Source organism: Roseicyclus persicicus, assembly GCF_012395815.1.
GTDB lineage: Bacteria > Pseudomonadota > Alphaproteobacteria > Rhodobacterales > Rhodobacteraceae > Roseicyclus > Roseicyclus persicicus.
Genome location: NZ_JAAZQQ010000006.1, coordinates 1 through 24,864, shown reverse-complemented (window position 1 = coordinate 24,864; position 24,864 = coordinate 1). Strand labels below are relative to the sequence as shown.

26 protein-coding genes are annotated in these 24,864 nt (G+C 71.9%); 21 read left to right on the top strand and 5 right to left on the bottom strand.

The window, feature by feature from the left end; genetic code table 11:
* Window positions 1-8 precede the first annotated feature (8 nt).
* Genes HCU73_RS15450 through HCU73_RS15440 form a run of 3 tightly spaced genes read left to right on the top strand, consistent with a single transcriptional unit; the run spans window position 9 to window position 4,165 of the window.
* The gene (locus HCU73_RS15450; protein ID WP_168624383.1) at window positions 9-1,472 is read left to right on the top strand and encodes an ABC transporter permease; all 1,464 of its coding nucleotides are present in this window, start codon (window positions 9-11) and stop codon (window positions 1,470-1,472) included.
* 2 nt (window positions 1,473-1,474) lie between these two features.
* The gene (locus HCU73_RS15445) at window positions 1,475-2,014 is read left to right on the top strand and encodes a hypothetical protein (protein ID WP_168624382.1); all 540 of its coding nucleotides are present in this window, start codon (window positions 1,475-1,477) and stop codon (window positions 2,012-2,014) included.
* Between the two features lie 36 nt (window positions 2,015-2,050).
* Entirely contained in the window at window positions 2,051-4,165 is a 2,115-nt protein-coding gene (locus tag HCU73_RS15440; protein WP_168624381.1) for a dipeptide ABC transporter ATP-binding protein, read from the top strand.
* A 144-nt stretch (window positions 4,166-4,309) separates the two neighbouring features.
* Here HCU73_RS15440 and modC read toward each other — a convergent pair whose 3' ends face one another.
* The 4 genes from modC to HCU73_RS15420 all read right to left on the bottom strand — a co-directional run bounded on the left by modC (window position 4,310) and on the right by HCU73_RS15420 (window position 7,348).
* Window positions 4,310-5,404 carry a molybdenum ABC transporter ATP-binding protein gene (gene modC, locus HCU73_RS15435; protein WP_168624380.1) on the bottom strand — a complete coding sequence of 365 codons (1,095 nt, stop codon included), beginning with the start codon at window positions 5,402-5,404 and terminating at the stop codon, window positions 4,310-4,312.
* On the bottom strand, window positions 5,401-6,096 hold the full coding sequence (modB, locus tag HCU73_RS15430; RefSeq protein ID WP_168624379.1) for a molybdate ABC transporter permease subunit: 696 nt from the start codon (window positions 6,094-6,096) through the stop codon (window positions 5,401-5,403). The genes modC and modB overlap by 4 nt, the downstream gene beginning before the upstream one ends.
* Complete coding sequence (modA, locus tag HCU73_RS15425) at window positions 6,096-6,881, bottom strand: molybdate ABC transporter substrate-binding protein (RefSeq protein ID WP_168624378.1); 786 nt, start codon at window positions 6,879-6,881, stop codon at window positions 6,096-6,098. The genes modB and modA overlap by 1 nt, the downstream gene beginning before the upstream one ends.
* 98 nt (window positions 6,882-6,979) lie before the next feature.
* On the bottom strand, window positions 6,980-7,348 hold the full coding sequence (locus HCU73_RS15420; RefSeq protein WP_168624377.1) for a winged helix-turn-helix domain-containing protein: 369 nt from the start codon (window positions 7,346-7,348) through the stop codon (window positions 6,980-6,982).
* 103 nt (window positions 7,349-7,451) lie between these two features.
* On the opposite strand from HCU73_RS15420, the gene hypF reads away from it, so the two are divergent.
* The 18 genes from hypF to HCU73_RS15330 all read left to right on the top strand — a co-directional run bounded on the left by hypF (window position 7,452) and on the right by HCU73_RS15330 (window position 24,686).
* Complete coding sequence (hypF, locus tag HCU73_RS15415; RefSeq protein ID WP_168624376.1) at window positions 7,452-9,764, top strand: carbamoyltransferase HypF; 2,313 nt, start codon at window positions 7,452-7,454, stop codon at window positions 9,762-9,764.
* Between the two features lie 231 nt (window positions 9,765-9,995).
* Window positions 9,996-11,087, top strand: a complete 1,092-nt coding sequence (locus HCU73_RS15410; RefSeq protein ID WP_168624375.1) for a hydrogenase small subunit — start codon at window positions 9,996-9,998, stop codon at window positions 11,085-11,087.
* A gap of 3 nt (window positions 11,088-11,090) precedes the next feature.
* Entirely contained in the window at window positions 11,091-12,884 is a 1,794-nt protein-coding gene (locus HCU73_RS15405) for a nickel-dependent hydrogenase large subunit (RefSeq protein ID WP_168624374.1), read from the top strand.
* Between the two features lie 12 nt (window positions 12,885-12,896).
* Window positions 12,897-13,106 (top strand): hypothetical protein, encoded by a 210-nt coding sequence (locus HCU73_RS15400; protein WP_168624373.1) that lies wholly within the window; start codon window positions 12,897-12,899, stop codon window positions 13,104-13,106.
* Window positions 13,103-13,909, top strand: a complete 807-nt coding sequence (gene cybH / locus HCU73_RS15395) for a Ni/Fe-hydrogenase, b-type cytochrome subunit (RefSeq protein WP_168624372.1) — start codon at window positions 13,103-13,105, stop codon at window positions 13,907-13,909. The genes HCU73_RS15400 and cybH overlap by 4 nt, the downstream gene beginning before the upstream one ends.
* A 252-nt stretch (window positions 13,910-14,161) precedes the next feature.
* Complete coding sequence (locus tag HCU73_RS15390) at window positions 14,162-14,773, top strand: HyaD/HybD family hydrogenase maturation endopeptidase (RefSeq protein WP_168624371.1); 612 nt, start codon at window positions 14,162-14,164, stop codon at window positions 14,771-14,773.
* A 1-nt stretch (window position 14,774) separates the two neighbouring features.
* Window positions 14,775-15,095, top strand: coding sequence for a HypC/HybG/HupF family hydrogenase formation chaperone (locus HCU73_RS15385; RefSeq protein WP_168624370.1), 321 nt, complete (start codon window positions 14,775-14,777; stop codon window positions 15,093-15,095).
* Window positions 15,096-15,106: 11 nt separating this feature from the next.
* A complete protein-coding gene (locus HCU73_RS15380; protein WP_168624369.1) occupies window positions 15,107-15,499 on the top strand; it encodes a thioredoxin domain-containing protein in 393 nt (130 codons plus the stop codon).
* A 9-nt stretch (window positions 15,500-15,508) separates the two neighbouring features.
* A complete protein-coding gene (locus HCU73_RS15375) occupies window positions 15,509-16,345 on the top strand; it encodes a hydrogenase expression/formation protein (RefSeq protein WP_168624368.1) in 837 nt (278 codons plus the stop codon).
* The gene (gene hybE, locus HCU73_RS15370; RefSeq protein WP_168624367.1) at window positions 16,342-17,109 is read left to right on the top strand and encodes a [NiFe]-hydrogenase assembly chaperone HybE; all 768 of its coding nucleotides are present in this window, start codon (window positions 16,342-16,344) and stop codon (window positions 17,107-17,109) included. Before HCU73_RS15375 ends, hybE begins: the two co-directional genes overlap by 4 nt.
* On the top strand, window positions 17,109-17,984 hold the full coding sequence (locus tag HCU73_RS15365; RefSeq protein WP_210730676.1) for a hydrogenase expression/formation protein HupK: 876 nt from the start codon (window positions 17,109-17,111) through the stop codon (window positions 17,982-17,984). Before hybE ends, HCU73_RS15365 begins: the two co-directional genes overlap by 1 nt.
* Window positions 17,977-18,318 (top strand): hydrogenase maturation nickel metallochaperone HypA, encoded by a 342-nt coding sequence (gene hypA, locus HCU73_RS15360; protein WP_168624365.1) that lies wholly within the window; start codon window positions 17,977-17,979, stop codon window positions 18,316-18,318. The genes HCU73_RS15365 and hypA overlap by 8 nt, the downstream gene beginning before the upstream one ends.
* The gene (hypB, locus tag HCU73_RS15355; protein WP_168624364.1) at window positions 18,318-19,184 is read left to right on the top strand and encodes a hydrogenase nickel incorporation protein HypB; all 867 of its coding nucleotides are present in this window, start codon (window positions 18,318-18,320) and stop codon (window positions 19,182-19,184) included. Before hypA ends, hypB begins: the two co-directional genes overlap by 1 nt.
* The gene (locus HCU73_RS15350; protein ID WP_168624363.1) at window positions 19,181-20,626 is read left to right on the top strand and encodes a sigma-54-dependent transcriptional regulator; all 1,446 of its coding nucleotides are present in this window, start codon (window positions 19,181-19,183) and stop codon (window positions 20,624-20,626) included. Before hypB ends, HCU73_RS15350 begins: the two co-directional genes overlap by 4 nt.
* Before the next feature lies 1 nt (window position 20,627).
* Window positions 20,628-20,849 (top strand): HypC/HybG/HupF family hydrogenase formation chaperone, encoded by a 222-nt coding sequence (locus HCU73_RS15345; RefSeq protein ID WP_168624362.1) that lies wholly within the window; start codon window positions 20,628-20,630, stop codon window positions 20,847-20,849.
* On the top strand, window positions 20,846-21,991 hold the full coding sequence (gene hypD / locus HCU73_RS15340) for a hydrogenase formation protein HypD (protein ID WP_168624361.1): 1,146 nt from the start codon (window positions 20,846-20,848) through the stop codon (window positions 21,989-21,991). The genes HCU73_RS15345 and hypD overlap by 4 nt, the downstream gene beginning before the upstream one ends.
* Window positions 21,988-23,013: a hydrogenase expression/formation protein HypE gene (gene hypE, locus HCU73_RS15335; protein WP_168624360.1), complete on the top strand. Its 1,026-nt coding sequence runs from the start codon at window positions 21,988-21,990 to the stop codon at window positions 23,011-23,013. The genes hypD and hypE overlap by 4 nt, the downstream gene beginning before the upstream one ends.
* The gene (locus HCU73_RS15330) at window positions 23,013-24,686 is read left to right on the top strand and encodes an enoyl-CoA hydratase-related protein (protein WP_168624359.1); all 1,674 of its coding nucleotides are present in this window, start codon (window positions 23,013-23,015) and stop codon (window positions 24,684-24,686) included. Before hypE ends, HCU73_RS15330 begins: the two co-directional genes overlap by 1 nt.
* Before the next feature lie 9 nt (window positions 24,687-24,695).
* Here HCU73_RS15330 and HCU73_RS15325 read toward each other — a convergent pair.
* Window positions 24,696-24,864, bottom strand: a 169-nt coding sequence (locus tag HCU73_RS15325) for a transposase (protein WP_168624358.1), incomplete at its 5' end; no start/stop codon positions are given.

Below are 24,864 nucleotides of genomic sequence, written 5' to 3'. Positions count from 1 at the left end.
GCAGACAGATGGAAAACCTGACCTGGTCCGGCGAGCTTGGCGCCGTCCTGAACCCGGTGCTTGCGCTGTCGGTGCTGGTGTTCGCGGCGGGCTTCGTGGCGAATTTCGTGATGACCCTTGCCGGGATGCGCGCGGGCGAGATGGTCGTGAACCCCGACCACACCCTCAGCCTGCGGCGCACGCCGGTGGACTACGCGCTGATGGCGATGAAATACGCGGTGCTGGTCTTCGTGCTGGGCTGCGCGGGCTACGTGGTCGGCGGCGTGTTGATGGGCGGGCCCGAGCGCACCGGCATCCTCGGCGCGATGGCGGCGCGCCTCCTGCCGGTCTGGGTCGGGCTGATCGCGGTCTTCGCCCTGTCGATCACGTTCAAGCGGCGCCTCGGCCTCTACGGCAAGCTGTTCGACAGCCCGATCGGGATGGTGGGCTTCTTCCTGGTGATGTTCTGGGTCTTTACCGCCATCTTCGCCGGCACCGTCGCCACCCACGGGCCGATCGACGTCATCAGCCAGATGCGCAACGAGCTGCCGGGCACCGCGCTGCCCGACCCGCGCGAGGGGCAATACGCCTGGTACCTGCTCGGCGGCGACAACCTCGGGCGCGACGTGTTCAGCCGCATGGTCTACGGCGCCTTCGAGGTGCTGAAGATCGCGCCGCTGGCGACGCTGTTCGCCTTCATGGTCGGGATCACGCTGGGCCTGCCGGCGGGCTACTACGGCGGGCGGCTCGACACGGTCATCACCTTCCTCGCCAACCTCGTGCTGGCCTTCCCGGTGATCTTGCTGTTCTACCTGCTGGTCACGCCCGAGATCGTGGCCGCCGGCATCCCCAACTACCTGTCGATGGTGCTGTTCCTGTTCCCGGTGCTGTTCCTGGTGGTGCTGTTCAACTCGCGCTACCGGACCCAGCCGGGGCTGCGCAACGTGATCGTGGCGGCGGTCGTGGCCGTGGGCGGCCTGTCCTACCTGTCGCTGATCTCGGATCCGTCGGACCCGGACCTGCCGCTCCTGTTCCGGCTCTGGCCCGAGGCGCTGGACCTGTTCGACATCCCCGGCAACCTGCTGATCGTGTTCGTGTCGGTGGTGTTCGTGAACTCGCCCACCGTGTTCCGCATCGTCCGGGGCCTCGTGCTCGACATCAAGACGCGGGACTACGTGGCCGCCGGCCAGACCCGCGGCGAGGGCCCGTGGTACATCATGCTGTGGGAGATCCTGCCGAACGCGCGCGGGCCGCTGATCGTCGATTTCTGCCTGCGCATCGGCTACACAACGATCCTTCTGGGCACGCTGGGCTTCTTCGGCCTCGGGGTCAGCCCCGAAAGCCCCGACTGGGGGTCCACGATCAACGAGGGCCGGCGGCTTCTGACGATCTACCCGCACCCGGCCCTGCCCCCGGCCCTTGCCCTGATGAGTCTCGTGCTGGGCCTGAACCTGCTTGCGGACGGTCTCCGCGAAGAAAGCCTGAAGGATTGAGGATGCGCCAGGCACACCGTCACGCCCAACGCGGGCTCGGCCCCCTTGCCGCGGTCCTGGGCCTGGCAGCGCTCGGGGCCATCGGCGCGGCGCAGGCACAAGCCGTCGACACCACCCCGCCGGCGCTGGCGGACCTCGGGCTTGGGCCGGCCGGGCCTGTCGACCCGTTGGCCTGTGGCGCGACGGCGGTCTGGCTGCGCCAGATCCTCTCCACGCAGCCAGAGGACAACCAGAACGCGGCCACGCTGACCCATGGGGCCTCCAGGCTCCTGTTCCAGATGATCTGGATCACGGCAACCGAAGAGAATGCCTGCAGGGGGCGCTTGTCGGACGTGACCGAACCCATCTTCGCGCGCGTGCGCGCGCAGCGCCCCGAGCTTGCCAGCCTGCGCGATGGCGGCATGAGCGGCGATGACATTACGATCGGCTTCATGACCCATTACGTCGCCTGCCGCGACGCCTTCGGCACCGCGCGTCTGGAAACGCTCTGGGCCGAGATGCAAGCCTCCGAGCACGGTCTGCCCTGCGGCTGGCAGAACTGAGCCCGGGCCGCACCCGAACAAGAAGGACAAAGACCCATGCTCGACCAATCCCCCGACACATCCGAGGTCCTTCCCGAAACCTATGACGGCCCGATCCTCGAGATCGAGAACCTGTCGATCTCCTTCTTCACGCGGCTACGGGAAATCCCCGCGGTGATGGATTTCTCCTGCACGGTCATGCCGGGCGAGGCGATGGGGCTGGTGGGCGAGTCGGGCTGCGGCAAGTCGACCGTGGCGCTGGGGGTGATGCAGGACCTCGGCGTGAACGGCCGGATCGTCGGCGGGTCGATCAGGTACAAGGGCCGCGATCTCAACGCCATGAGCCCCGAGGAGCTGCGCGCCATCCGCGGCAAGGAGATCGCCATGATCTACCAGGAGCCGATGGCCTCGCTGAACCCGGCGATGCGGATCGGCCGGCAGCTGATGGAAGTGCCGATGATCCACGAGGGCGTGTCGGAGGCCGAGGCCCACAAGCGCGCGCTCGAGGTCGTCACCGACGTGCGCCTGCCCGACCCCGAGCGGATGCTGCGCAGCTACCCCCACCAGCTGTCGGGCGGCCAGCAGCAGCGCATCGTCATCGCCATGGCGCTGATGTCGAAGCCGTCGCTCCTGATCCTCGACGAGCCGACCACCGCGCTGGACGTGACGGTCGAGGCCGCCGTGGTGGATCTGGTCAAGGATCTGGGCCGGAAATACGGCACCTCGATGCTGTTCATCAGCCACAACCTCGGGCTGGTGCTGGAGACCTGCGACCGGCTCTGCGTGATGTATTCCGGCGAGGCGGTCGAGACCGGGTCGATCACCGACGTCTTCGACAAGATGCAGCATCCCTACACGCAGGCGCTGTTCCGCTCGATCCCGCTGCCGGGGGCCGACAAGACCTCGCGGCCGCTGAAGGCGATCCCGGGCAACTTCCCCCTGCCCCACGAGCGCCCGCAGGGCTGCAACTTCGGGCCCCGCTGCGACTATTTCGAGGAGGGGCGCTGCAACGCCGACGCGATCCCGATGGCGGCGGTGCCGGGCGACGACCGGCACGAGACCCGCTGCCTGCGCTTTGCCGAGATCGACTGGACCGCGCCCCTGGTGGCCGACACCGACGGCGAGAAGGCCACGCCGGGGGACGTGGTGCTGAAGGTCGAGAAGCTGAAGAAATACTACGAGGTCGCGGCCAACGCGCTGTTCGGCGGCGGCGAGACGCGGGTGGTGAAGGCGAACGAGACGCTGAGCTTCGAGGCGCGCGAGAGCGAGACGCTGGCCATCGTGGGCGAGTCGGGCTGCGGCAAGTCCACGCTCGCCAAGGTGCTGATGGGGCTGGAGACCGCGACCGAGGGGCAGGTGCTGCTCGACAACCGGGCGATCCAGTCGACGCCGATCGAGGCGCGCGACACCAGGACGATCTCGTCGATCCAGATGGTGTTCCAGAACCCCTTCGACACGCTGAACCCGTCGATGACGGTGGGCCGGCAGATCATCCGGGCGCTGGAGGTGTTCGGGATCGGAAAGTCCGACGCCGAGCGGCGGCAGCGGATGCTGGAGCTGCTCGACCTTGTGAAGCTGCCCCGCGCCTTCGCCGAGCGGATGCCGCGGCAGCTGTCGGGCGGGCAGAAGCAGCGGGTGGGGATCGCGCGGGCCTTTGCGGGCGGCGCGCGGATCGTGGTGGCGGACGAGCCGGTCTCGGCGCTGGACGTGTCGGTTCAGGCGGCGGTGACGGACCTGTTGATGGAGATCCAGCGGCGGGAGAAGACGACGCTGTTGTTCATCAGCCACGACCTGTCGATCGTGCGCTACCTGAGCGACCGGGTGATGGTGATGTACCTGGGCCACGTGGTCGAGATCGGGACGACGGACCAGGTGTTTTCACCGCCCTATCACCCCTACACCGAGGCGCTGCTGTCGGCGGTGCCGATCGCGGACACCAGCGTGGAGAAGAAGCACATCGTGCTGGAGGGGGACATCCCGTCGGCGATGAACCCGCCGCCCGGCTGTCCGTTCCAGACGCGCTGCCGCTGGAAGGCGGAGGTGCCCGGGGGCTTGTGCGAGCGCGAGGTGCCGCCGGTTAAGCGCCTGGCGGAGGGGCACGAGATCAAGTGCCACCTGGCCGAGGACATCCTGCGGCGGATGGAGCCGGTGATCGTGGTGAACGCGGACTGAGGGCGGGGCGGCTCGTCGCGGACGCTCCTCGCGGGGACAAGGTGCGGCGGTCGAAGGGTCCGGCGTGGAGCTGGCGGGTGAGGGCGGACCGGGGGCCAGCCCCCGGACCCCCGGAGTATTTTTCAAGCAAAGATGGGGGGGCGGTCAGCCCGCGGTGCCGATGTTGCCGGAGGCGACGGCGAGGGACTTGACCACCGCGTGCACGGGCAGCCCCGGGGCGAGGCCGAGCGCCGCGACGGAGCGTTGCGTGACGCGGGCGAGCAGGATGGCGTCGCCGGCGCGCAGGCGCACCAGGGCGCCGGGGCCGCGGCCGGGGTGGACCGAGAGCACCTGGGCGGGGAGCAGGTTCAGCGCCGAGAGACCCGCCGGGCGGTCGCGGGCGATCAGCACGTCCTGCGCCTCGATGCGGAGGCGGACGCGGGCGCCCGGCGCCGCGTCGAGGCGCGGCAGGTAGAGGGTGCCGCCGGCGCCGGCGAGGCGGGTGAGGCCGTCGGCCTCCTGCGCCTCGACCACCGCCTCGATCACCGCGCCGGCCGTGCCGGGGTCGAGGGCGGGGACGGCGCCGGGGTCCGACAGCACCTCGGCCGCGCTGCCCCGGGCCACGACGCGACCGGCGTCGAGGGCGACGACGGTGGTAGCGAGCCGCGCGACCTCCTCCATCGCGTGGGAGACGTAGAGGATCGGCAGGCGGGACTGGTCGCGGAGGCGTTCGAGGTAGGGCAGGATCTCGGATTTCCGGGCCGGGTCGAGGGCGGCGAGCGGCTCGTCGAGGAGGAGGAGGCGGGGGCCCGACAGGAGCGCCCGGCCGATGGCGACGCGCTGGCGTTCGCCGCCCGAGAGCGCGCCGGGGCGGCGGGCGAGGAGCGCCGCGATGCCGAGGAGGTCGGTCACGGGCCCGAGCTCGGCCTGGCCCTCGCGCAGGCGGCCCCGGCGGCGGGCGCCGTAGAGCAGGTTCTGCCGGACCGACAGGTGCGGGAAGAGCCGCGCCTCCTGGAACACGTAGCCGACCCGGCGGGCCTGCGGCGGCGGCCAGAGCCCGGCGGCGGTGTCCACCAGCACCGCGCCGTCCAGCGCGATGCGGGCGCGGTCGGGGCGCATCAGCCCCGCGATCACGTTGGCGACCGTGGTCTTGCCCGCCCCCGACCGCCCGATCAGCGCGGTCACGCCCGGCGGCGCGTCGAAGGCCACGTCGAGTGCGAGGCCCTCGAAGCGGTGGGCGATCTCGACCGACAGGCTCATGCGCCGGCCACCCGCCGCGCCGCGCGCGCCGCGACCCATTCCGAGACCAGCAGCGCCCCCATCGACAGCACCACGGCAAGGACCACCATCCGCGTCGCCGCCCCCTCGCCCCCCGGCACCTGGAGAAAGGCGTAGACGGCAAGCGGCAGGGTGCGCGTCTCGCCGGGGATGTTGGAGACGAAGGTGATCGTGGCGCCGAATTCCCCCAGCGCCTTGGCGAAGCCGAGGATCGCCCCCGCCACGACCCCCGGCAGGGCCAGGGGCAGCGTCACCGTCAGGACCACCGCGGGCCGCCCGGCGCCGAGGGTGGCCGCGGCCTGTTCCAGCCGGGGGTCCACCGCCTCGATCGACAGGCGCATGGCGCGGACCATCAGCGGGAAGGCCATGACGGCGGCGGCCACGGCCGCGCCGGTCCAGCGGAAGGCGATGGGCAGGCCGACGGCATCAAGCGCCTGGCCGAGCGGCGCCTGCGGCCCGAAGGCGAGCAGCAGGAGGTATCCCGTCACCACCGGCGGCAGGACAAGCGGCAGGTGCACGAGCCCGTTGAACAGCGCCTTGCCCGGGAAGGACCAGCGCGCCAGCGCATGCGCCGCCAGCAGCGCCGGGGGCAGCGCCAGCGCCACGGCAAGCAGGCCCACCCGCAGCGACAGCGCGAGGATCTCCCATTCCGCGGGGCTGGGCGGGGCGAACATCAGCCGCCGGGCAGGCCGAAGCCCTGGGCGCGGAACACGGCCGCGGCGGCCTCGGACTGCAGGAAGGTGAGGAAGGCCCGCGCCCCGGCCATGTCGCCCGTGGCGATGGCCGCGGCGGGATAGAGGATCGGGTCATGGGCCTCGGGCGGGACCGCGGCGATCACGGCGACGCGCGGCTCGGCCACGGCGTCGCTGGCGTAGACGATGCCCACCGGCGCGGCGCCCACGGCGACGAGGGCCAGCGCCGCGCGCACGTTGTCCGATTCGACCACGCGGGGCGCGACCGCGTCCCAGAGGCCGAGATTGGCGAGGGCCTGCCGCGCGTAGATGCCCGCCGGGACCGCCTCGATCAGGGCGAGCGACAGCCGGCCGTCCCCGATCCGGGCCGGGAGCGCGCCGGGGTCTGCAAGGTCGAGGGGCGCCGCATCCGCCGCGCCTGCCACCACCACGAGGCTGTTGGTCAGGAGGTCCGACCGGCTGCCCTCGGCCACCAGCCCCGCGGCCGCGACCGTGTCCATCCAGGCGGGGCTGGCCGAGATGAAGACATCGGCCGGGGCGCCCGCCTCGATCTGGCGCGCGAGGGCGGAGGAGCCGGCCAGGACCAGCGTGAGCGTGCCGCCCGTCTCGGCAGCCCAGAGGGTGGCGATCTCGTCGAGCGCGGTGCCGAGCGAGGCCGCGGCCAGCACGGTCAGGTCCTGCGCCGGCGCGGCGGCGGGGGCCAGCGCAAGGGCCAGCGCCGCAAAACCGGCGCGCAGGCGGCGGGGCAGATCGGGCCGGGGCGGCATGGGACACCTCGTCGGGGCGGGTCGATATGTATGGTGAGACATAACGCGCCGGGGCCGCGCCCGGCAAGCGCTGGTTTCGCCTTGGGGCCCGGGGTGGGTCAGCGGCCCGGCGCGCCCGTCCGCAGCAGCCGCGCGATGCCGTCGATCTCGGGCGCGCCGAGGGCTGCCACCTGCGCCTCGAGCGCGCGGTAATGCGCCAGCACCGCCGCCCCCTCGCCGGTCAGCCGCGCGCCGCCGCCCCGCGCGCCACCGCGGCTGGTGTCCACCAGGGGCCGGGCGAAGGCGGCATTCATCTCCTCCACCAGCGACCAGGCGCGGCGGTAGCTCATCCCCATCCGCCGCCCCGCCGCGGCGATCGAGCCCTCGGCGGCGATCCCCTCCAGCAGGTCGGCCTTGCCGGGGCCGAACATGGTGCCGTCCTCGCCGAACAGGAGACGGAGCCGGATGGTGGTGGGGGGCGCTGCCATGGCGCGCAGCATGGCGGGCGGCGCGGGGCCGGGCAAGCGCGAAGCCGTTTGCAGGCCGCGGCGCCCACGCTAGGCTGCGCCCATTCCCGCAAGGAGACTGGCCTTGCCCGACACCGCGCCCCAAGCCCCCCTCGACGGGCTCGCCATCCGCGTCCGCGGGCAGGTGCAGGGCGTGGGCTTCCGCCCCTTCGTGTGGCAACTGGCGCAGGCCCATGGCGTGACCGGCGAGGTGCTGAACGACGCCGAGGGCGTGCTGATCCGCGCCCGCGGGGCGACGCAGGCCTTCCTCGCGGCCCTCTCGGCCGAGGCGCCGCCGCTCGCCCGCGTCGACGCGGTGGAGACCGCGCCGCACCGCTTCGCCACCGCGCCCGCGGCCTTCCTCATCGCCCCCTCCGACGGGGTCGGCGCCCGCACCCGCGTGACCCCGGACGCCGCCACCTGCCCCGCCTGCCTGGCCGAGATCCGCGACCCCGCCGACCGCCGCGCCGGCTATGCCTTCGCCAACTGCACCCATTGCGGCCCGCGCTTCTCGATCCTCGACCGGCTGCCCTACGACCGGGCGCAGACCGCCATGGCCGCCTTCGAGATGTGCCCCGCCTGCCGCGCCGAATACGAGGACCCCGGCGACCGCCGGTTCCACGCCCAGCCCGTCGCCTGCCCCGACTGCGGGCCGCATCTGTGGCTGGAACCGACCGCCTCCATCTTTGCTTCGGAAAATACTCCGGGGGGAGTCGCCCGTGGCGACGGGGGGCAGAGCCCCCCAGGCGACGCCGCCATCCCGGACGCCGCCCGGCTCCTGCGCAGCGGTCACATCCTTGCCATCAAGGGCCTCGGCGGTTTCCACCTCGCCTGCGACGCCACGGACGCCGAGGCCATCGCCCGTCTCCGCGCCCGCAAGCGCCGCCCGACCAAGCCGCTGGCCCTCATGGGCACCGAGGCCATGATCCGCACCCATGCCGCCCCCACCGAGGCCGAATGGGACCGCCTGAAAAGCCCCGCCGCCCCCATCCTGCTCCTCGCCCGCACAGGCGACACCCTGCCCGACGCGCTCGCCCCCGGCCAGACCACCCTTGGCTGGATGCTGCCCTACACGCCGCTCCACCATCTGCTGCTCGACGCGGTCGGCCGCCCGCTGGTGATGACCTCGGGCAACCTCTCGGGCGAGCCGCAGGTGATCGGCAACACCGAGGCGCGGGAGAAGCTCGGGCGCTTCGCCGACGCGCTCCTGCTGCACGACCGCGACATCCGCCGGCGGCTCGACGACAGCGTGGAGCGGGTCACGGCCCACGGGCCGATGATCCTGCGCCGGGGCCGCGGCCGCGTGCCGGGCACCCTGCCGCTCCCTCCGGGCTTCGAGGACGCGCCGGACGTGCTGGCGCTGGGCGGGCAGATGAAGGGCGCGATCTGCCTGACGAGGACCGGGCAGGCGCTCCTGTCCCATCACCTCGGCGATCTCGACGACCGGCTGTGTTTCGACGAGTTCCGCAAGGCGGTGGCGGATTACGCGCAGCTCTTCGACCACGCGCCCGCGCGGCTCGCCTGCGACCTGCACCCGGGCTACCGGGCCAGCCAGGTCGCCCGCGCCATGGCCGAGGCGCAGGGGCTGGAGCTGGTCGAGATCCAGCACCACCACGCGCATCTGGCAAGCTGCCTCGGCGAACACCTCTGGCCCCGCGACGGCGGGCCGGTGGCGGGGATCGTGCTGGACGGGCTGGGGCTGGGGCCGGACGGGACGATCTGGGGCGGCGAGGTGCTGGTGGGCGGTTACGCGGGCTTTGCCCGCGCGGCCTGGCTGAAGCCCGCCCCCCTGCCCGGCGGCGACGCGGCGAACCGGGAGCCCTGGCGCAACGCGCTGGCGCGCCTCGACCAGGCGGGCCTGCACCGCCGCGCGGAGGGCCTCTGGCCCGACAAGCCGCTTGCCCCCCTGCGGCAGGCGATCGCGCAGGGCCTGAACGCGCCGCTCTCCTCCTCGGCCGGGCGCCTCTTCGACGGCTTCGCCGCCCTCCTCGGCGCGGCCCCGGACCGGCAGAGCCATGAGGGCGAGGCCGCCATGGCGCTCGAGGCGCTGGCCCGCGGCACCCCCGCCCCCCTCGCCCTGCCCGTCACGGCCGGCGCCATCGACCCCGCCCCGCTCTTCGCCGCCGCCCTCGCCCCCGACGCGCCGCCGCCTGCAACCCTCGCCGCGCTGTTCCACGTCACGCTGGCCACCGCCTTCGCCGACCTCGCCCGCGCCGAGCTGGAGGCCGGCCGCGCCGTGGCCGTGGCGCTCTCGGGGGGCTGTTTCCAGAACGCGCTCCTGCTCGACCTGACCCTCCGCGCGCTCGACGGGCTGCCCGTCCTGCACCACCAGGCCACCCCCGCGAACGACGGCGGCCTCGCGCTGGGCCAGGCGCTGGTCGCGGCCGCCCGCCGGTAACGCGCTTGCCACCCGCGCCCGAAACCGGACAGCGGGATGCCGGCCGGGGCGTTTGATCCAGATCAAATTGGCCCCTAACCCGATGATGCCGCGACGTTTTATTGTCGCACCCCGCGCCGCGCCCCCGGCTTTGCGACACCCCCGGGGAAGCTGTCACCTCTCTGTCACGATGGAATCCGTCCGTCCGCGGCCAGCCCCGCGCGCGGATCAGCGTGAGGGAGGACCGGCCCCGTGCCCGCGACCGAAACATTCTACGACGTGATGCGCCGGCAGGGGATCACCCGCCGCAGCTTCATGAAATACTGCTCGCTGACCGCCTCTGCGCTGGGCCTCGGGCCCGCCTTCGTGCCGCAGATCGCCCATGCGATGGAAACCCGCCCCCGCACGCCGGTGATCTGGCTGCACGGGCTCGAATGCACCTGCTGCTCGGAAAGCTTCATCCGCTCCGCCCACCCGCTGGTGCGCGACGTGGTGCTGTCGATGATCAGCCTCGACTACGACGACACGCTGATGGCGGCGGCCGGCCACCAGGCCGAGGCGGCGCTGGAGCAGGTGATCGAGGAATACCGCGGCAACTACATCCTCGCCGTCGAGGGCAACCCGCCCCTGAACGAGGATGGCATGTTCTGCATCACCGGCGGCCGCCCCTTCGTCGAGAAGCTCCGCCACGCCGCCGAGGGCGCGCAGGCGATCATCAGCTGGGGCGCCTGCGCCTCCTACGGCTGCGTCCAGGCCGCCCACCCGAACCCGACGCAGGCCACGCCCGTCCACGAGGTGATCACCGACCGCCCGATCATCCGCGTGCCCGGCTGCCCGCCGATCGCCGAGGTGATGACCGGCGTCATCACCTACATGCTGACCTTCCAGCGCCTGCCCGAGCTCGACCGCCAGGGCCGGCCCGCGATGTTCTACGGCCAGCGCATCCACGACAAGTGCTACCGCCGCGCCCATTTCGACGCCGGCCAGTTCGTCGAGGCCTGGGACGACGACAACGCCCGCCGCGGCTACTGCCTCTACAAGATGGGCTGCCGCGGCCCGACCACCTACAACGCCTGCTCCACCATCGGCTGGAACGAGGGCGTCAGCTTCCCGATCCAGTCCGGCCACGGCTGCATCGGCTGCTCCGAGGAAGGCTTCTGGGATGCGGGCTCCTTCTACGACCGCGTGACCGACCTGACCCAGTTCGGGGTCGAGGCGAACGCGGGCCAGATCGGCGGCGCGGCGGCGGCGGCCGTGGGCGGCGCGGTCGCGGTCCATGCCGCGGTCTCGGCACTGAAATCGGCACAGGTCAAGCGGCAGCAGGCCGCGCGCGAGGAGGCGTAACCCATGGTCGTCCAAACCCCCAACGGCTTCTCGCTCGACACCGCGGGCCAGCGCATCGTCGTCGACCCGGTCACCCGAATCGAAGGCCACATGCGCTGCGAGGTGAACGTCGACGCCGACAACGTGATCCGCAACGCGGTGTCCACCGGCACCATGTGGCGCGGCCTCGAGGTCATCCTGCGCGGGCGTGACCCGCGCGACGCCTGGGCCTTCACCGAACGGATCTGCGGCGTCTGCACCGGCACTCACGCGCTGACCTCCGTGCGCGCGGTCGAGGACGCGCTGGGGATCGAGATCCCCGACAACGCGAACTCGATCCGCAACATGATGCAGCTGAACCTGCAGATCCACGACCACGTCGTGCATTTCTACCACCTGCACGCGCTCGACTGGGTGAACCCGGTCAACGCGCTGCGCGCCGATCCCCGCGCGACCAGCGAGCTGCAGCAGACGGTGGGCCCGAACCACCCGATGTCCTCGCCCGGCTATTTCCGCGACGTGCAGAACCGGCTCCGGCAGTTCGTGGAATCGGGGCAGCTGGGCCTGTTCCGCAACGGCTACTGGGACAACCCCGCCTATCTCCTGCCGCCCGAGGCGGACCTGATGGCGGTGACCCACTACCTCGAGGCGCTCGACCTGCAGAAGGAGATCGTCAAGGTCCACACCATCTTCGGCGGCAAGAACCCGCACCCGAACTGGCTGGTGGGCGGCGTGCCCTGCCCGATCAACGTGCATTCCACGGGCGCGGTCGGCGCGATCAACATGGAGCGGCTGAACCAGGTCTCGACCATCCTGTCGCTCTGCGACGACTTCGTGCGCAACGTCTACATCCCCGACGTGATCGCCATCGGCGGCTTCTACCGCAACTGGCTGCACGGCGGCGGGCTCTCGTCGCAGGCCGTGCTCAGCTACGGCGACATCCCCGAGCACGCCAACAACTTCGCCCCCGAGACGCTGCACCTGCCCCGCGGCGCGATCATCAACGGCGACCTGTCCACCGTGCACGAGGTCGACATCCGCGACCCCGAGCAGATCCAGGAATTCGTCGACCACAGCTGGTACGACTACGGCGAACCCGGCGTGGGCAAGCACCCCTGGGACGGCGTCACCAACGCCAAGTTCGAGCTGGGCGAGAACACCGTCGGCTCGCGGACCAACATCCGCGAGATCGACGAGGCGGCGAAATACTCGTGGATCAAGGCCCCGCGCTGGCGCGGCCACGCGATGGAGGTGGGCCCGCTCGCCCGCTACATCGTCGGCTACGCCTCGGGCCACGAGCAGATCACCGACCAGGTCACGGGCCTCCTGCGCACCATGGACCTGCCGGTGGAGGCGCTGTTCTCGACGCTCGGCCGGACCGCGGCCCGCGCGCTCGAGGCGCAGTATTGCGCCGATCTCCAGAGGCACTTCTTCGACAAGCTGGTGACCAACATCCGCAACGGCGACGAATCCACCGCCAACGTGGCCCGCTGGGACCCCTCGACCTGGCCCGCATCCACCCGCGGCGTCGGCTTCACCGAGGCCCCGCGCGGTGCGCTCGGCCACTGGGTCAGCATCGCCGACGGCCGGATCGAGAACTACCAGTGCGTCGTGCCGACCACCTGGAACGGCAGCCCACGGGACGCCGCGGGCAACATCGGGGCCTTCGAGGCGTCGCTGCTCGGCACCCCGATGGAACGCCCCGAGGAGCCGGTCGAGATCCTGCGCACCCTGCACAGCTTCGACCCGTGCCTGGCCTGCTCCACCCACGTCATGTCGCCCGACGGGCACGAACTGACCACCGTCAAGGTCCGCTGAGGAGACACCCCGATGAAGAAGCCCGCCCTTTTCGCCGCCGCCTTCCTCGCCGCCCGGCCCGCGCTCGCGCATCCCGGCCATGACGAGGCCGCGACGGCCGCCCACTGGGTCTCGGACGTCTCGCACCTGGCCGTCGTGGCCGCGCTGGCCGCCCTCTCCGTCATCGTGATCGGCGCGGGCCTCGCCCGCCGCCGCGCCCGGGCCCGGAGGAGGGCGGAATGAAGGACACCTCCCGCGACGAGGAGCCGATCCGCTCCACGCCCATCCACAGCGTCCGCGACGATGTCGAGGTGCTGCCGGGCTCGCTCCTGACCGGCGACGCCACCGCCGCCGACATCGAAAGCATCCGCCGCCGCACCAGCGTCTACGTCTACGAGGCGCCGGTGCGCCTGTGGCACTGGATCAACGCGGCCGCGATCATCGTGCTGTGCGTGACCGGCTGGTTCATTCCCAACCCGCCGCCCACCATGCAGATCGGCGAGGCGACGCACCAGTTCACCTTCGGCTACATCCGCTTTGCCCATTTCGCGGCGGCCTTCGTCATGACGGTCGGCTTTCTCGGGCGGATCTACTGGGCCTTCGTCGGCAACCACCACGCCCGGCAGCTGTTCATCCTGCCGGTGTGGAACCGCCGCTGGTGGCAGGAGGTCATGTTCGAGCTGCGCTGGTACCTGTTCCTCGAACGCGAGCCCAAGAAATACGTGGGCCACAACCCGCTGGCGCAGACCGCGATGTTCTTCTTCATGACGCTGGGCATCACCTTCATGATCTTCACCGGCTTCGCGCTCTATTCCGAGGGGCTGGGGCTGGGGTCGTGGGCCGACCGGATGTTCGGCTGGATCATCCCGCTGGTCGGCGGCAGCCAGGCGCTGCACGGCATCCACCAGCTGGGGATGTGGGCGATCCTCGTGTTCATGATCATCCACATCTACGCCGCCATCCGCGAGGATATCCTGTCGCGGCAGTCGATGGTGTCGACCATGATCTCGGGCCACCGCACCTTCAAGGACGACCGGCCCGACTGAGGCCGCGCCATCCCCGACACGATCGGACGGGCGCCCCGCACCAGCGGCGCCCGTTCTGATTGTGGTCGCCAACTTTCTACCTGAGCGAATAAATATATCCACCTTGGACAACCTGAAGTTGACTCAGATCAAGTTGCCCCTGTGTCCGGCGGCATACCGATAACGCAGTATCCGGTTTCGCGCCGGACCGACCGAAGCATGGCCAGGGCGTCAGACACCCAGGGGCGGCCATGCCGGCAGGAAGGACATGGCATGACCGACCGCACGCTGATCCTCGGAATCGGAAACCTGCTCTGGGCGGACGAAGGCTTCGGCGTCCGCTGCGTGGAACGGCTGGCCGAGCGGGCGGGTTTCGGCCCAGAGGTCCAGATCATGGATGGCGGCACCCAGGGGCTCTACCTGCTGCCCTTCCTCGAGGATGCCCGCAACCTGCTGGTGTTCGACGCGGTCGACTACGGCCTGCCGCCGGGCATGATGAAGGTGGTCGAGAACGAGGCCGTCCCCGCCTTCATGGGCGCCAAGAAGATGAGCCTGCACCAGACCGGGTTCCAGGACGTGATCGCCACCGCCCAGCTCAAGGGCATCTGCCCCGACCGGCTGTGCCTGATCGGGGTGCAGCCGGAGGAGCTGGAGGATTACGGCGGCGGCCTCCGCCCCATCGTCGCCGCCCAGATCGACCCCGCCGTCGACCGCGGGCTGGACAAGCTGGCGCAGTGGGGCGTGCACCCCACCGGCCCCGGCACCGGGTCGCCCGACCTCGCCGATGTCGCGCTCCGCCGCGACGCCTACGAGGGCGGCCGCCCGTCCGAGGACATGGCCTACCGCCACGGCGACGAACGCTTCGTGCCGGGCCGGAGGCGCTGAGATGTGCATCGGCACGCCCGTGCAGGTCGTCTCGGTCGAGGGGATCGCCGCCATCGCCCGTGACGGCGACCGGCTGGTGCGCATCGACCTGTCCCTGACCGGCCCCGTGGCGCCCGGCGCCTGGGTGCTCGATTTCCTCGGCGCCGCCCGCGAGGTGCTGGACGAGGGCGAGGCGCTGAAAATCCGCGCGGCGCTGGAGGGCCTGCGCTCCGTCATGCAGGGCGGCGCGCTCGGCGATGCCTTTGCCGACCTCGAGGCCACCGGCCCCCGCCTGCCCGCCCACCTGCAGGCCGCGCTCGACGCCGGCCGCACCACCGGATGAAGGAGACGCGCATGAGCCACCCCCTGATCGACCGCCTGACGACCGAGCTGGGCTGGCCGCGCCTGGCCGACCCCGCCGCCCGCGACGCCTGGACCACCGCGCCCGGCACCCATGTCCTGTTCATCCCCGGCGACCCGAAGCGCAACCTTGAAAGCGCCGATGTGGCCGTGATCCTGCCCGAGCTGAAACAGGCCTTCCAGGGCGCCTTCGACTGCGCCGTGATCGACGACGCCATCGAGGAGGCCACCCGCACCGAAACCGGCGTGTACAAGACCCCCTCGCTCGTCTTCTTCCGCGACGGCCGCCAGATCGGCGCGATCCCCCGCGTGCGCGACTGGGCCGACTACATGGGCCGCGTCGCGCAGATCCTGTCCGCCCCCGCCACCGCCGCCGCCGCCGAGTAGGACGCACCCATGCCCGCCGATTTCCACCTTCCCCCCATGGGCTTCGGCCCCGGCTCGCAGCCCGACCCCTCGGGCGAGGAACTGACCTACATGTCGATGCCGCAGGACATGATGGTCTATGCCCCCCACTACCCCGAGATCGAGAACAGCTCGGCCGTCGGCCCCGCGCTGATCCTGCTGCGGCAGGTCGCCGGCGCCTGCGCGCGCGTCGCCGCGGGCGGCGCGACGGAGCGGTTCGAGACCGGCGGGCTTGACGCCGCGAACCGGGCGCTGATCGCCGAGACGCTGGGCACCGGCGAGGTGTCGGTCAAGATCCGCACCATCCCGGCCATCGCCGCGCAGGAAAGCCGCTTTGCCGGCGTCTGGGTCCTGTCGGGCCTCGACCATGACGCGATCGAGGTGGGCCCGATCCCGTCCCGCGCCCTGTCGCCGGGCCTGACGCCCCGCCGCGCCGCCAGGGGCGCCGAGGCCCCCCGCGCGGGCGCCGTCATCAACGCCCCGCCGATCTACGCGGAGCTTGCCGACAAGTCCGCGTCCTGGGCGGGCAAGGACGACCTCCATGTCGTGAACCTGTCGCTCCTGCCGCACACGCCCGAGGACCTGGTCTGGCTCGACGCCGCCCTCGGTGAAGGCGCGGTCACGATCCTCAGCCGCGGCTACGGCAACTGCCGGATCACCGCGACCGCCCTGCCCCATGTCTGGCGCGTGCAGTTCTTCAACTCGATGGACAGCCTGATCCTCGACACCTTCGAGGTGACGGCGATGCCAGAGGTCGCGCTGGCTGCGCCCGAGGACCTGGCGGACTCGAGCAGCCGTCTCCTCAAGGTGCTGGAGGCCATCGCATGAGCTTCGAGGGGGGCTATCACCACGCCGCGAACGGGCTCAGCGACCGGGCCGTGCTGGAGTGCAAGATCTGCTGGTGGGTCTATGACCCCGCCACCGGCGACGACACCCGCCAGATCGACCCCGGCACGCCCTTCACCGCCCTGCCCGAGGACTGGTCCTGCCCCGATTGCGGCGCCGGCCCGACGCAGTTCCTCGTCAAGGACGACCCTGGCGCGCCCGCGCTGATGATCGAGGCGATGATCCGCGAGCGGACGAAGCGGCTGGTGGCCGATTTCACCGAGATCTGGAACGCCAAGATGCGCGACGTGCCGATGGTGAACCCCACCCTGCATGTCGAGGCCGTGGGCTTCCGCCTGCATGAAGGCCGCCCGCTCGGCGTGCTGATGTCGCCCTGGTTCATGAATCTCGTCCTGCTGCCCGCCGAGGGCGAGGACTGGTCGGGGCTGAAGCCGGGCGTCAAGGAAGTGATCGGCTTTCCCTCGGGCGACTACGAGTTCACCCAGAACACCCGCGAGCTGACCGGCGGCTACAAGGCGTGTTCGCTGTTCTCGATGATGGGCGAGTTCCGCACCCAGCAGGCCGCGCGCGACGTGGCGCTGGCGGTGATGGGCGCGCTCTTCGACCCCGCGAACCGGGCCGAGACCGACCGCGCGGCCGACATCCGCGCCGCCCGCGAGGCCGAGCTTGCGCCGCCGCCCGAGCTCGACCCCGCACCGTCGCGCCGCGCGGTGCTGACCGGCGGCCTGTCGGCGGAGCGCGGATGATGCTCGACCGGGTCGCCCCCACCCCCCTCCGCGCCGTGCCGGGCCCCGCCCTGCCGGTCGAGGCGCTGGTGCTGGGCCGCCCGGTGGCCGAGGCCGCGGCGCTTTTGCCGCGGCTGTTCAACCTGTGCCGCGCGGCGCAGGGCGTGGCGGCCGCGCTGGCGCTGGACCTGCCCCCGCCCACCGCCGACATCGGCGCGGAAATCCGGCGCGACCACCTGCTCAAGCTCTTCGTGCAGCTTCCCGGGCGTTTCGGGCGCGGCGACGCGCCGCCCGCGCTGACCGGCGACGCGGGCACGATCCGCGCGGCGCTGTTCGGCCCGGCCGCCGCCGCACCGACGACCACCGCAGAGACCGACGCCTTCCTCGCCTCGGGCCACGGCCTCGCGCCGCTTCTGGGCCGCATCGCGGGCTGTTTCGGCCAAGGCGTCGCCTGTGCAAACGGCCTGCCCCTTGCCGGCCCCGACACCGGCACGCCAGCCGCCGAGAACAGCCCCGCCGCCCGCCGCGCCGCCCATCCCGCGTTGGCGCATGTGGAAGCGACCCACGGCCGCGGCCCGCTCTGGCGCGTCTTCGGCCGGGCGCTCGACCTCGACGCGGTGCTGTCGGGCGACCTGCCCGCCCCCCGCCTGCTCCGCCCCGGCACCGCGCAGGTCCCCGCGACCCGCGGCCTCTACACCGTCACCGCGACCCAGGCCGGGGGCCTCGTCACCGGCGTCAGCCGCCTCACGCCCACCGATCACCTGCTCGCGCCCGGCGGCATCCTCGCCCTGTCGCTGGCGACCCTCCCCGCCGACCGCGCGGGTCTTGCGCCGCTCCTTCTCGACATCCTCGACCCCTGCAGCCCCGTCCGCCTCGCGGAGGTCGCCGATGCATGAGATGTCGCTCTGCGAAGGCATCCGCGAGGTGCTCGAGGCCCAGGCCAGGGCGCATCGGGTCAACCGCATCACCCGCGTGCGGGTCGAGATCGGCCGCTTCGCCGGCGTCGAGAAACCCGCGCTCGACTTCGCCTGGGGCATCGTCATGCGCGGTTCGCCCGCCGAGGACGCGACGCTGGAGATGATCGACCTGCCGGGCCGGGCCATGTGCTTCGACTGCGCGACCGAGGTCGAGATCGACGACCGGCTGGCGCCCTGCCCGCACTGCGGCGGCGGCAAGCTGATGCCCACGGGGGGCGACGAGATGCGGATCAAGGATTTGGAGGCGATCTGATGTGCACGGTGTGCGGCTGCGGCGACGGCAAGGTGGTGGGGCAGTCCCACCACCACGATCATGACCATGACCACCATCACGACCATGATCACGACCACGACCATGACCACGGGCATCGCCACGACCACCATGGCCATGGCGACCTGCATTTCGGCCAGGGCCCCGCGGGCACCGAGGTGCCGGGGATGTCCCAGGCCCGGCTGATCGAGATCGAGACCTCGATCCTGTCGAAGAACGACCGCTATGCCGCTGAAAACAGGGCCTTCCTGCGCGGGCGCGAGGTGCTGGCCCTGAACCTCGTGTCCTCGCCCGGCTCGGGCAAGACGACGCTGCTGGTGCAGACCATCAAGGCGCTGACGGGCCTGCCCGTCGCCGTGATCGAGGGCGACCAGCAGACCGCCAACGACGCCGACCGCATCCGCGCCACCGGCGCGCCGGCGGTTCAGGTCAACACCGGCAAGGGCTGCCACCTCGACGCGCACATGGTGGGCCACGCGATGGAGCACTTGAAGATCGCCTCGCAGGGCATTCTTTTCATTGAGAATGTTGGCAACCTTGTCTGCCCCGCCGCCTTCGACCTCGGCGAGGACGCCAAGGTTGCGATCCTGTCGGTGACGGAGGGCGAGGACAAGCCGCTGAAATACCCCGACATGTTCACCGCGGCGCGGCTGGCCATCGTGAACAAGACCGACCTCGCGCCGCATTGCGACACCGATCTCGACCTGATCGACGACAACCTGCGCCGCGTGAACCCCGGCATCCAGATCCTGCACCTGTCGGCCCGCACCGGCGAAGGCATGGCCGGCTGGCTCGGCTGGCTCATGGCGGAGCTGGCCGCCAAGACCGGGAGGCAGGCCGCGGAATGAAGGACGAGGCCGCCTTCCGCCCCAGCGTGCTGATCGTGGCGCCGCCGCGCGCGCTGCGCGACCGGCTGGCCGCGGCGCTGTCGCGGGGCATGGAGTGCCTGGTCGCCGACAGCTGCGGCAAGGCGATGACGCTGGCGCAGGAGAACGTGGTCGAGGTGGTGCTGTGCTGCGTCGGCCCCGAGGCGCCCGACGGTGCCACGCTGCTGGAGGAGATCGGCAGCCACTGGCCCGAAACGGTGCGCATCGCGCTGGCCGAAGACCCGACCGGCCCGATGCCCGCCGACCTCTACCAGGCGGTGCCGCCCGACATGTCCGAGGAGGGGCTGCGCCGCATGGTGCGCAACGCGGCGCAGCTGTTCCGGGTGCGGCGCGAGAACGACCGCATGGCCTTCGAGATGCGCTACCTCGCGCGCGGCGCCGGGCCGGCCATGCCGCACGCCACGGGCCCCGCGCTGGGGTTCGAGGCGCTGTTGCGCAGCCCGGCCTCGCCGCTCAACCCCGTGATCGCCGCCGCCCGGCACCTCGCCAGCTTCGACGTGCCGATCCTGATCACCGGCGCGCCCGGCACCGGCAAGGCGCTGCTCGCGCAGGCGATCCACGACGCGTCCCTGCGCGCCGACCGCCCGTTTCTTGGCCTGAACGCCGCGGGGCTGACCGACGACCAGCTGCGGCTGGAGTTGATCGGGCTGCGCAACAACGGCCATTCCCGCATCGGCCTGATGCAGAAGGCGCAGCGCGGCACGCTCTACCTTGGCGGCATCGACCGGCTGCCCCCCGACAGCCAGCTCTGGCTCGCCCGCGCGCTGACCGAGGGGCAGGTCGCCGTGCCGGGCCAGGCCGAGGCCCTGCGCCTCGGTTTCCGCCTGATCGCCGGGGCCGTCACCGACCTGCGGGCCGCCGTGGCCGAGGGGCGGTTCCTGCCCGAGCTCTACCATGCCGTCGCCCTCGGCCTTTTGACCCTGCCGCCGCTGGCGGACCGGCGCGTCGACATCCCCGTGCTGGCCCAGCACCTCCTGTTCGAGGCCGCCGCCCGCCACTGCAAGCAGGTGCGCGGGCTGTCGGACGAGGCGCTGGCCTTCCTGTCGGCCTGGCACTGGCCCGGCAACCTGCCCGAGATCGAGAACGAGATCGCCCGGATGCTGATCTTCTCGCAGGACCGGACGCTGGGGCCCGACCTGATCTCGCGGCACATCCTGCAGGCCGCGGGCACGCCCGCCGACGACGCCTCGGCCGATGCCGTGCTGACCGGCACCGGCACGCTCAAGGACCGGGTCGAGGAGATCGAGCGGCGCATCCTGCGCGAGGTGCTGACGCGGATGCGCTGGAACAAGTCCAAGGCCGCGCAGGAGCTGGGGCTGAGCCGCGTGGGCCTGCGCGCCAAGCTCGACCGCTACGGCCTCACGCCGGGCGTGGTCGACGCCCCCGAATCCGAGGAGGTCTGAGATGTGCCACGCGGTGCCCGCCAAGGTGACGGCGGTGATGGAGGGCGAAATGGCGCAGGTCGACCTGTCGGGCGCGCGCAAGACCGTGTCGACCGCGCTGGTCGGGCCGGTGGCGGTGGGCGACTACCTGCTGGTGCATGTGGGCTACGCGCTGGGCCGGGTCGACCCGGACGAGGCGGCGGAGACCTTGAGGCTGCTTGAAGAGATCGGCGCAAACACATGAAATACGTCGAGGATTTCCGGGACGGGCGCATCGCCCGCCAGATCGCCGCCCAGATCGCGGCCGAGGTGCAGGCCGATCGCCAGTATCGCCTGATGGAGTTCTGCGGCGGGCATACCCACGCGATCTTCCGCTACGGGGTCAAGGACCTGCTGCCGCCCAACGTGCGCATGATCCACGGGCCGGGCTGTCCCGTCTGCGTGCTGCCGATCGGGCGGCTCGACATGGCGATCGAGCTGGCCAAGCGGCCGGGTGTCACGCTCTGCACCTATGGCGACATGCTGCGCGTGCCCGGCTCGCGGCGGCAGTCGCTCCTGAAGGCGCGGGCCGAGGGGGCCGACGTGCGGATGGTCGCCTCGACGCTGGACGCACTTCAACTTGCGCGCGCAAACCCAGAGAAACACGTCGTTTTCTTCGCCATCGGCTTCGAAACGACGACGCCGCCCACGGCGGTGGCGCTGAAGCTGGCCCGCGCCGAGCGGCTGGAGAACTTCAGCGTGTTCTGCAACCATGTGCTGACGCCCGCCGCCATCACCAACATCCTTGAGGCGCCCGAGATCCGGGCGATGGAGGCGGTGGAGATCGACGGCTTCCTCGGCCCCGCCCATGTCTCGGTGGTGATCGGCGCGCAGCCCTACGAGTTCTTTGCCGAGGAATTCGCCAAGCCCGTGGTCATCGCGGGGTTCGAGCCTTTGGACGTGATGCAGTCGATCCTGATGCTGGTGCGCCAGATCAACGAGGGCCGCGCCGAGGTGGAAAACCAGTATATCCGCGCCGTCACCCGGCACGGCAACGAGACCGCCAAGGCGCTGGTCGCCGAAGTCTTTGAACTCGCGCGGAATTTCGAATGGCGGGGCCTCGGCGACGTGCCCTACTCCGCCTTCCGCATCCGCGATGCCTACGCGGACTACGACGCCGAGCGGCGCTTCGGGCTAAGCCAGGGGCGCGCGCAGGAAAACAAGGCCTGCGACTGCCCCAAGATCCTGCGCGGCGCGGCGATCCCGACCGACTGCAAGCTCTTCGGCAAGCAATGCACGCCGCAGACGCCGCTCGGGTCCTGCATGGTCAGCGACGAGGGCGCCTGCGCCGCCTACTACAAGTACGGCCGCCGGGCGGCCGCCCCCCGGATGGAGGCCGCGGAATGAAACATGCACGGTGGCTCGAGGGCGTGGTCGAGATGGGCCACGGCGCCGGCGGGCGCGACATGGCCGACCTGATCGAGGGGCTGTTCGTCGCGGCCTTCGCCAACGACACCCTGACGGGCGAGGAGGACCAGGCGATCCTGACCCTGCCGCCGGGGCGCATCGCCATGTCGACCGACGGCTTCGTGGTCTCGCCGCTGTTCTTCCCCGGCGGCGACATCGGCGCGCTGGCGGTGAACGGGACGGTGAACGACATCGCGATGGGCGGGGCCGATCCGAAATACCTGAGCGCCAGCTTCATCCTCGAGGAGGGCCTGCCGCTGGCCGACCTGCGCCGCATCGTGGCCTCGATGGCCGAGGCCGCGCGCGCGGCGGGGGTCCAGATCGTGACGGGCGACACCAAGGTGGTGGAACGCGGCAAGGGCGACGGCGTGTTCATCACCACGGCGGGCGTCGGCGTGGTGCGCGAGGGCGCGCGGCTGTCGGCGCGGAACGTGCGGGCCGGCGACCGCATCCTGGTGTCGGGCACCATGGGCGACCACGGCGTCGCGATCATGGCCAGCCGCGCGGGCTTCGATTTCGAGACCGACATCGTCAGCGACTGCGCCGCGCTGAACGGGCTGGCGGCCGCGATCCTCGACGCGGCGCCGGGCACGCGGGCGATGCGCGACCCGACGCGCGGGGGGCTGGCCGCGGTGCTGAACGAGATCGCGCAGGCCAGCGGCATCGGCATGACGATCCGCGAGGCGGCCCTGCCCGTCCGCCCCGGCGTGGCGGGGGCCTGCGAGATCCTGGGCCTCGACCCCCTCTACGTCGCCAACGAGGGCAAGCTGGTGGCCTTCCTGCCGCCCGACGAGGCCGAGGCGGCGCTGGCCGCCGCCCGCGCCCATCCGCTGGGGGCGGACGCCGCGCTGATCGGCGTGGTGACGGCCGACCCCGACCGCTTCGTCGAGATGGAGACGCTGTTCGGCGGCCGCCGCATGGTCGACTGGATCGCTGGCGAACAACTGCCGAGGATCTGCTGATGCGCCTTCTGCTGCTGGCTCATGCCTTCAACTCGCTGACCCAGCGGCTCTGGCTGGAGCTCGAGGCCGACGGCCACGAGGTGACGCTGGAATACGACATCAACGACGCGGTGACGCGGGCGGCGGTGCAGATGGCGCGCCCCGACCTCGTGATCGCGCCCTTCCTCAAGCGCGCGATCCCCGAGGACGTGTGGCGCAACGTCCCCTGCCTGATCGTCCACCCCGGGCCGCTGGGCGACAAGGGGCCGTCGGCGCTCGACCACGCGGTGCAGGCGGGGCGCCCGCAATGGGGCGTCACCGTGCTGCAGGCGGTGGCGGAGATGGACGCCGGCGCTGTCTGGGCGACCGTCAACTTCCCGATGCGGCGGGCGGCGAAATCCTCGATCTACCGGCGCGAGGTGACAGAGGCGGCGGTGCGCGCCCTGCGCTCGGCGCTGAATCGGTGGGAGGGCGGGCTTGGCCGGCTGTCGGATGCCAACCACGGCGTCGAGGACGCGAAGCCCGCGATGACGCAGGCCGCCCGCGCGGTGGACTGGGCGGCGATGGACACGACCGAGGTGGTGGCGCGGATCCGGGCGGCCGACGGGCAGCCGGGGCTGCGGGACGCCTCGCTGGGTGCGGAGGTCTGGCTGCACGACGCCTGGCCCGGCGAGGGGCGCGGCACGCCCGGCGCGGTGCTGGGGCAGCGCAACGAGGCCGTCCTGCGCGCGACCCGCGACGGGGCGGTCTGGATCGGGGCGATGACGCTGCGCCTGCCCGACGGCAAGCGGCTGAAGCTGCCGGCGACCCGCGCGATGGCGCTGCGCGGCCTGCCCCTGCCCCCCGACACCGACGCGCCCGGCGCGCCGAACGGGGTCAGCGTCACGCGCCACGGCGACGTCGCGCTGATCCGTTTCCCCTTCCTCAACGGCGCGATGAGCGTCGCCCGGTCCCGCGCGCTGGAGGCCGCGATCCGGCAGGCCAGCGCCTCCGATGCCCGCGCCCTGCTGCTCACCGGGGGCCCCGAGTTCTGGTCGAACGGCATCGACCTTGCCACCATCGAGGCCGCCGCCAGCCCGCCCGAGGAAAGCCTCGCCGCGATCGAGGCGATCGACGATGTGTGCCTCGCGCTGCTGGAGGCGCGGCAATGGGTGGTCGCGGGGATGCAGGGCAATGCCGGCGCGGGCGGCGTGTTCCTGGCGCTCTGCGCCGACCGGGTGATCGCGCGGGACGGCGTGGTCCTCAGCCCGCATTACAAGAACATGGGCAACCTCTACGGATCGGAATACTGGACCCACACGCTCCCCCGCCGCCTCGGCCCCGAGGGTGCGGCGCGGCTGATGGAGACGCGGATGCCGCTCCTTGCGCGCGAGGCCGTGCGGATCGGGCTGGTCGACGGCACCCGCAAGGGCACGCCCGAGGGGGTCGAGGCGGCGCTGCTGGCCGAACTCATGGCCGAGACCGCCGCCCCCGGCTTCGACGCGCGCCTGGCCGAGAAGGCCCGGACGCGGCCCGACGCGGCCACCCTCGCCGCCGCCCGCGCGCGGGAGATCGCGCGGATGCGCCTCAACTTCTTCGGCTTCGACACCAGCTATCACGTGGCGCGGCTGAACTTCATTGCGGGCGTGCCGAAATCCCGCACGCCGCTGCACTTGGCGCGCCACCGGCAGGCGCCGGGGCGGCGGGCCTCCTAGGCTCCGGACTCAATTGATCCACCAGATGAAGGCTGCGGCGATCTGGGCGGCTGCCAGGAAGTTGCGTGCGAGCTTGTCATAGCGGGTTGCGATCCTGCGCCAGTCCTTGAGACGGCACCACATGCGCTCGACCAGGTTGCGCGCCTTGTAGGCCTCGGCGTCGTGGGGGATCGGGACG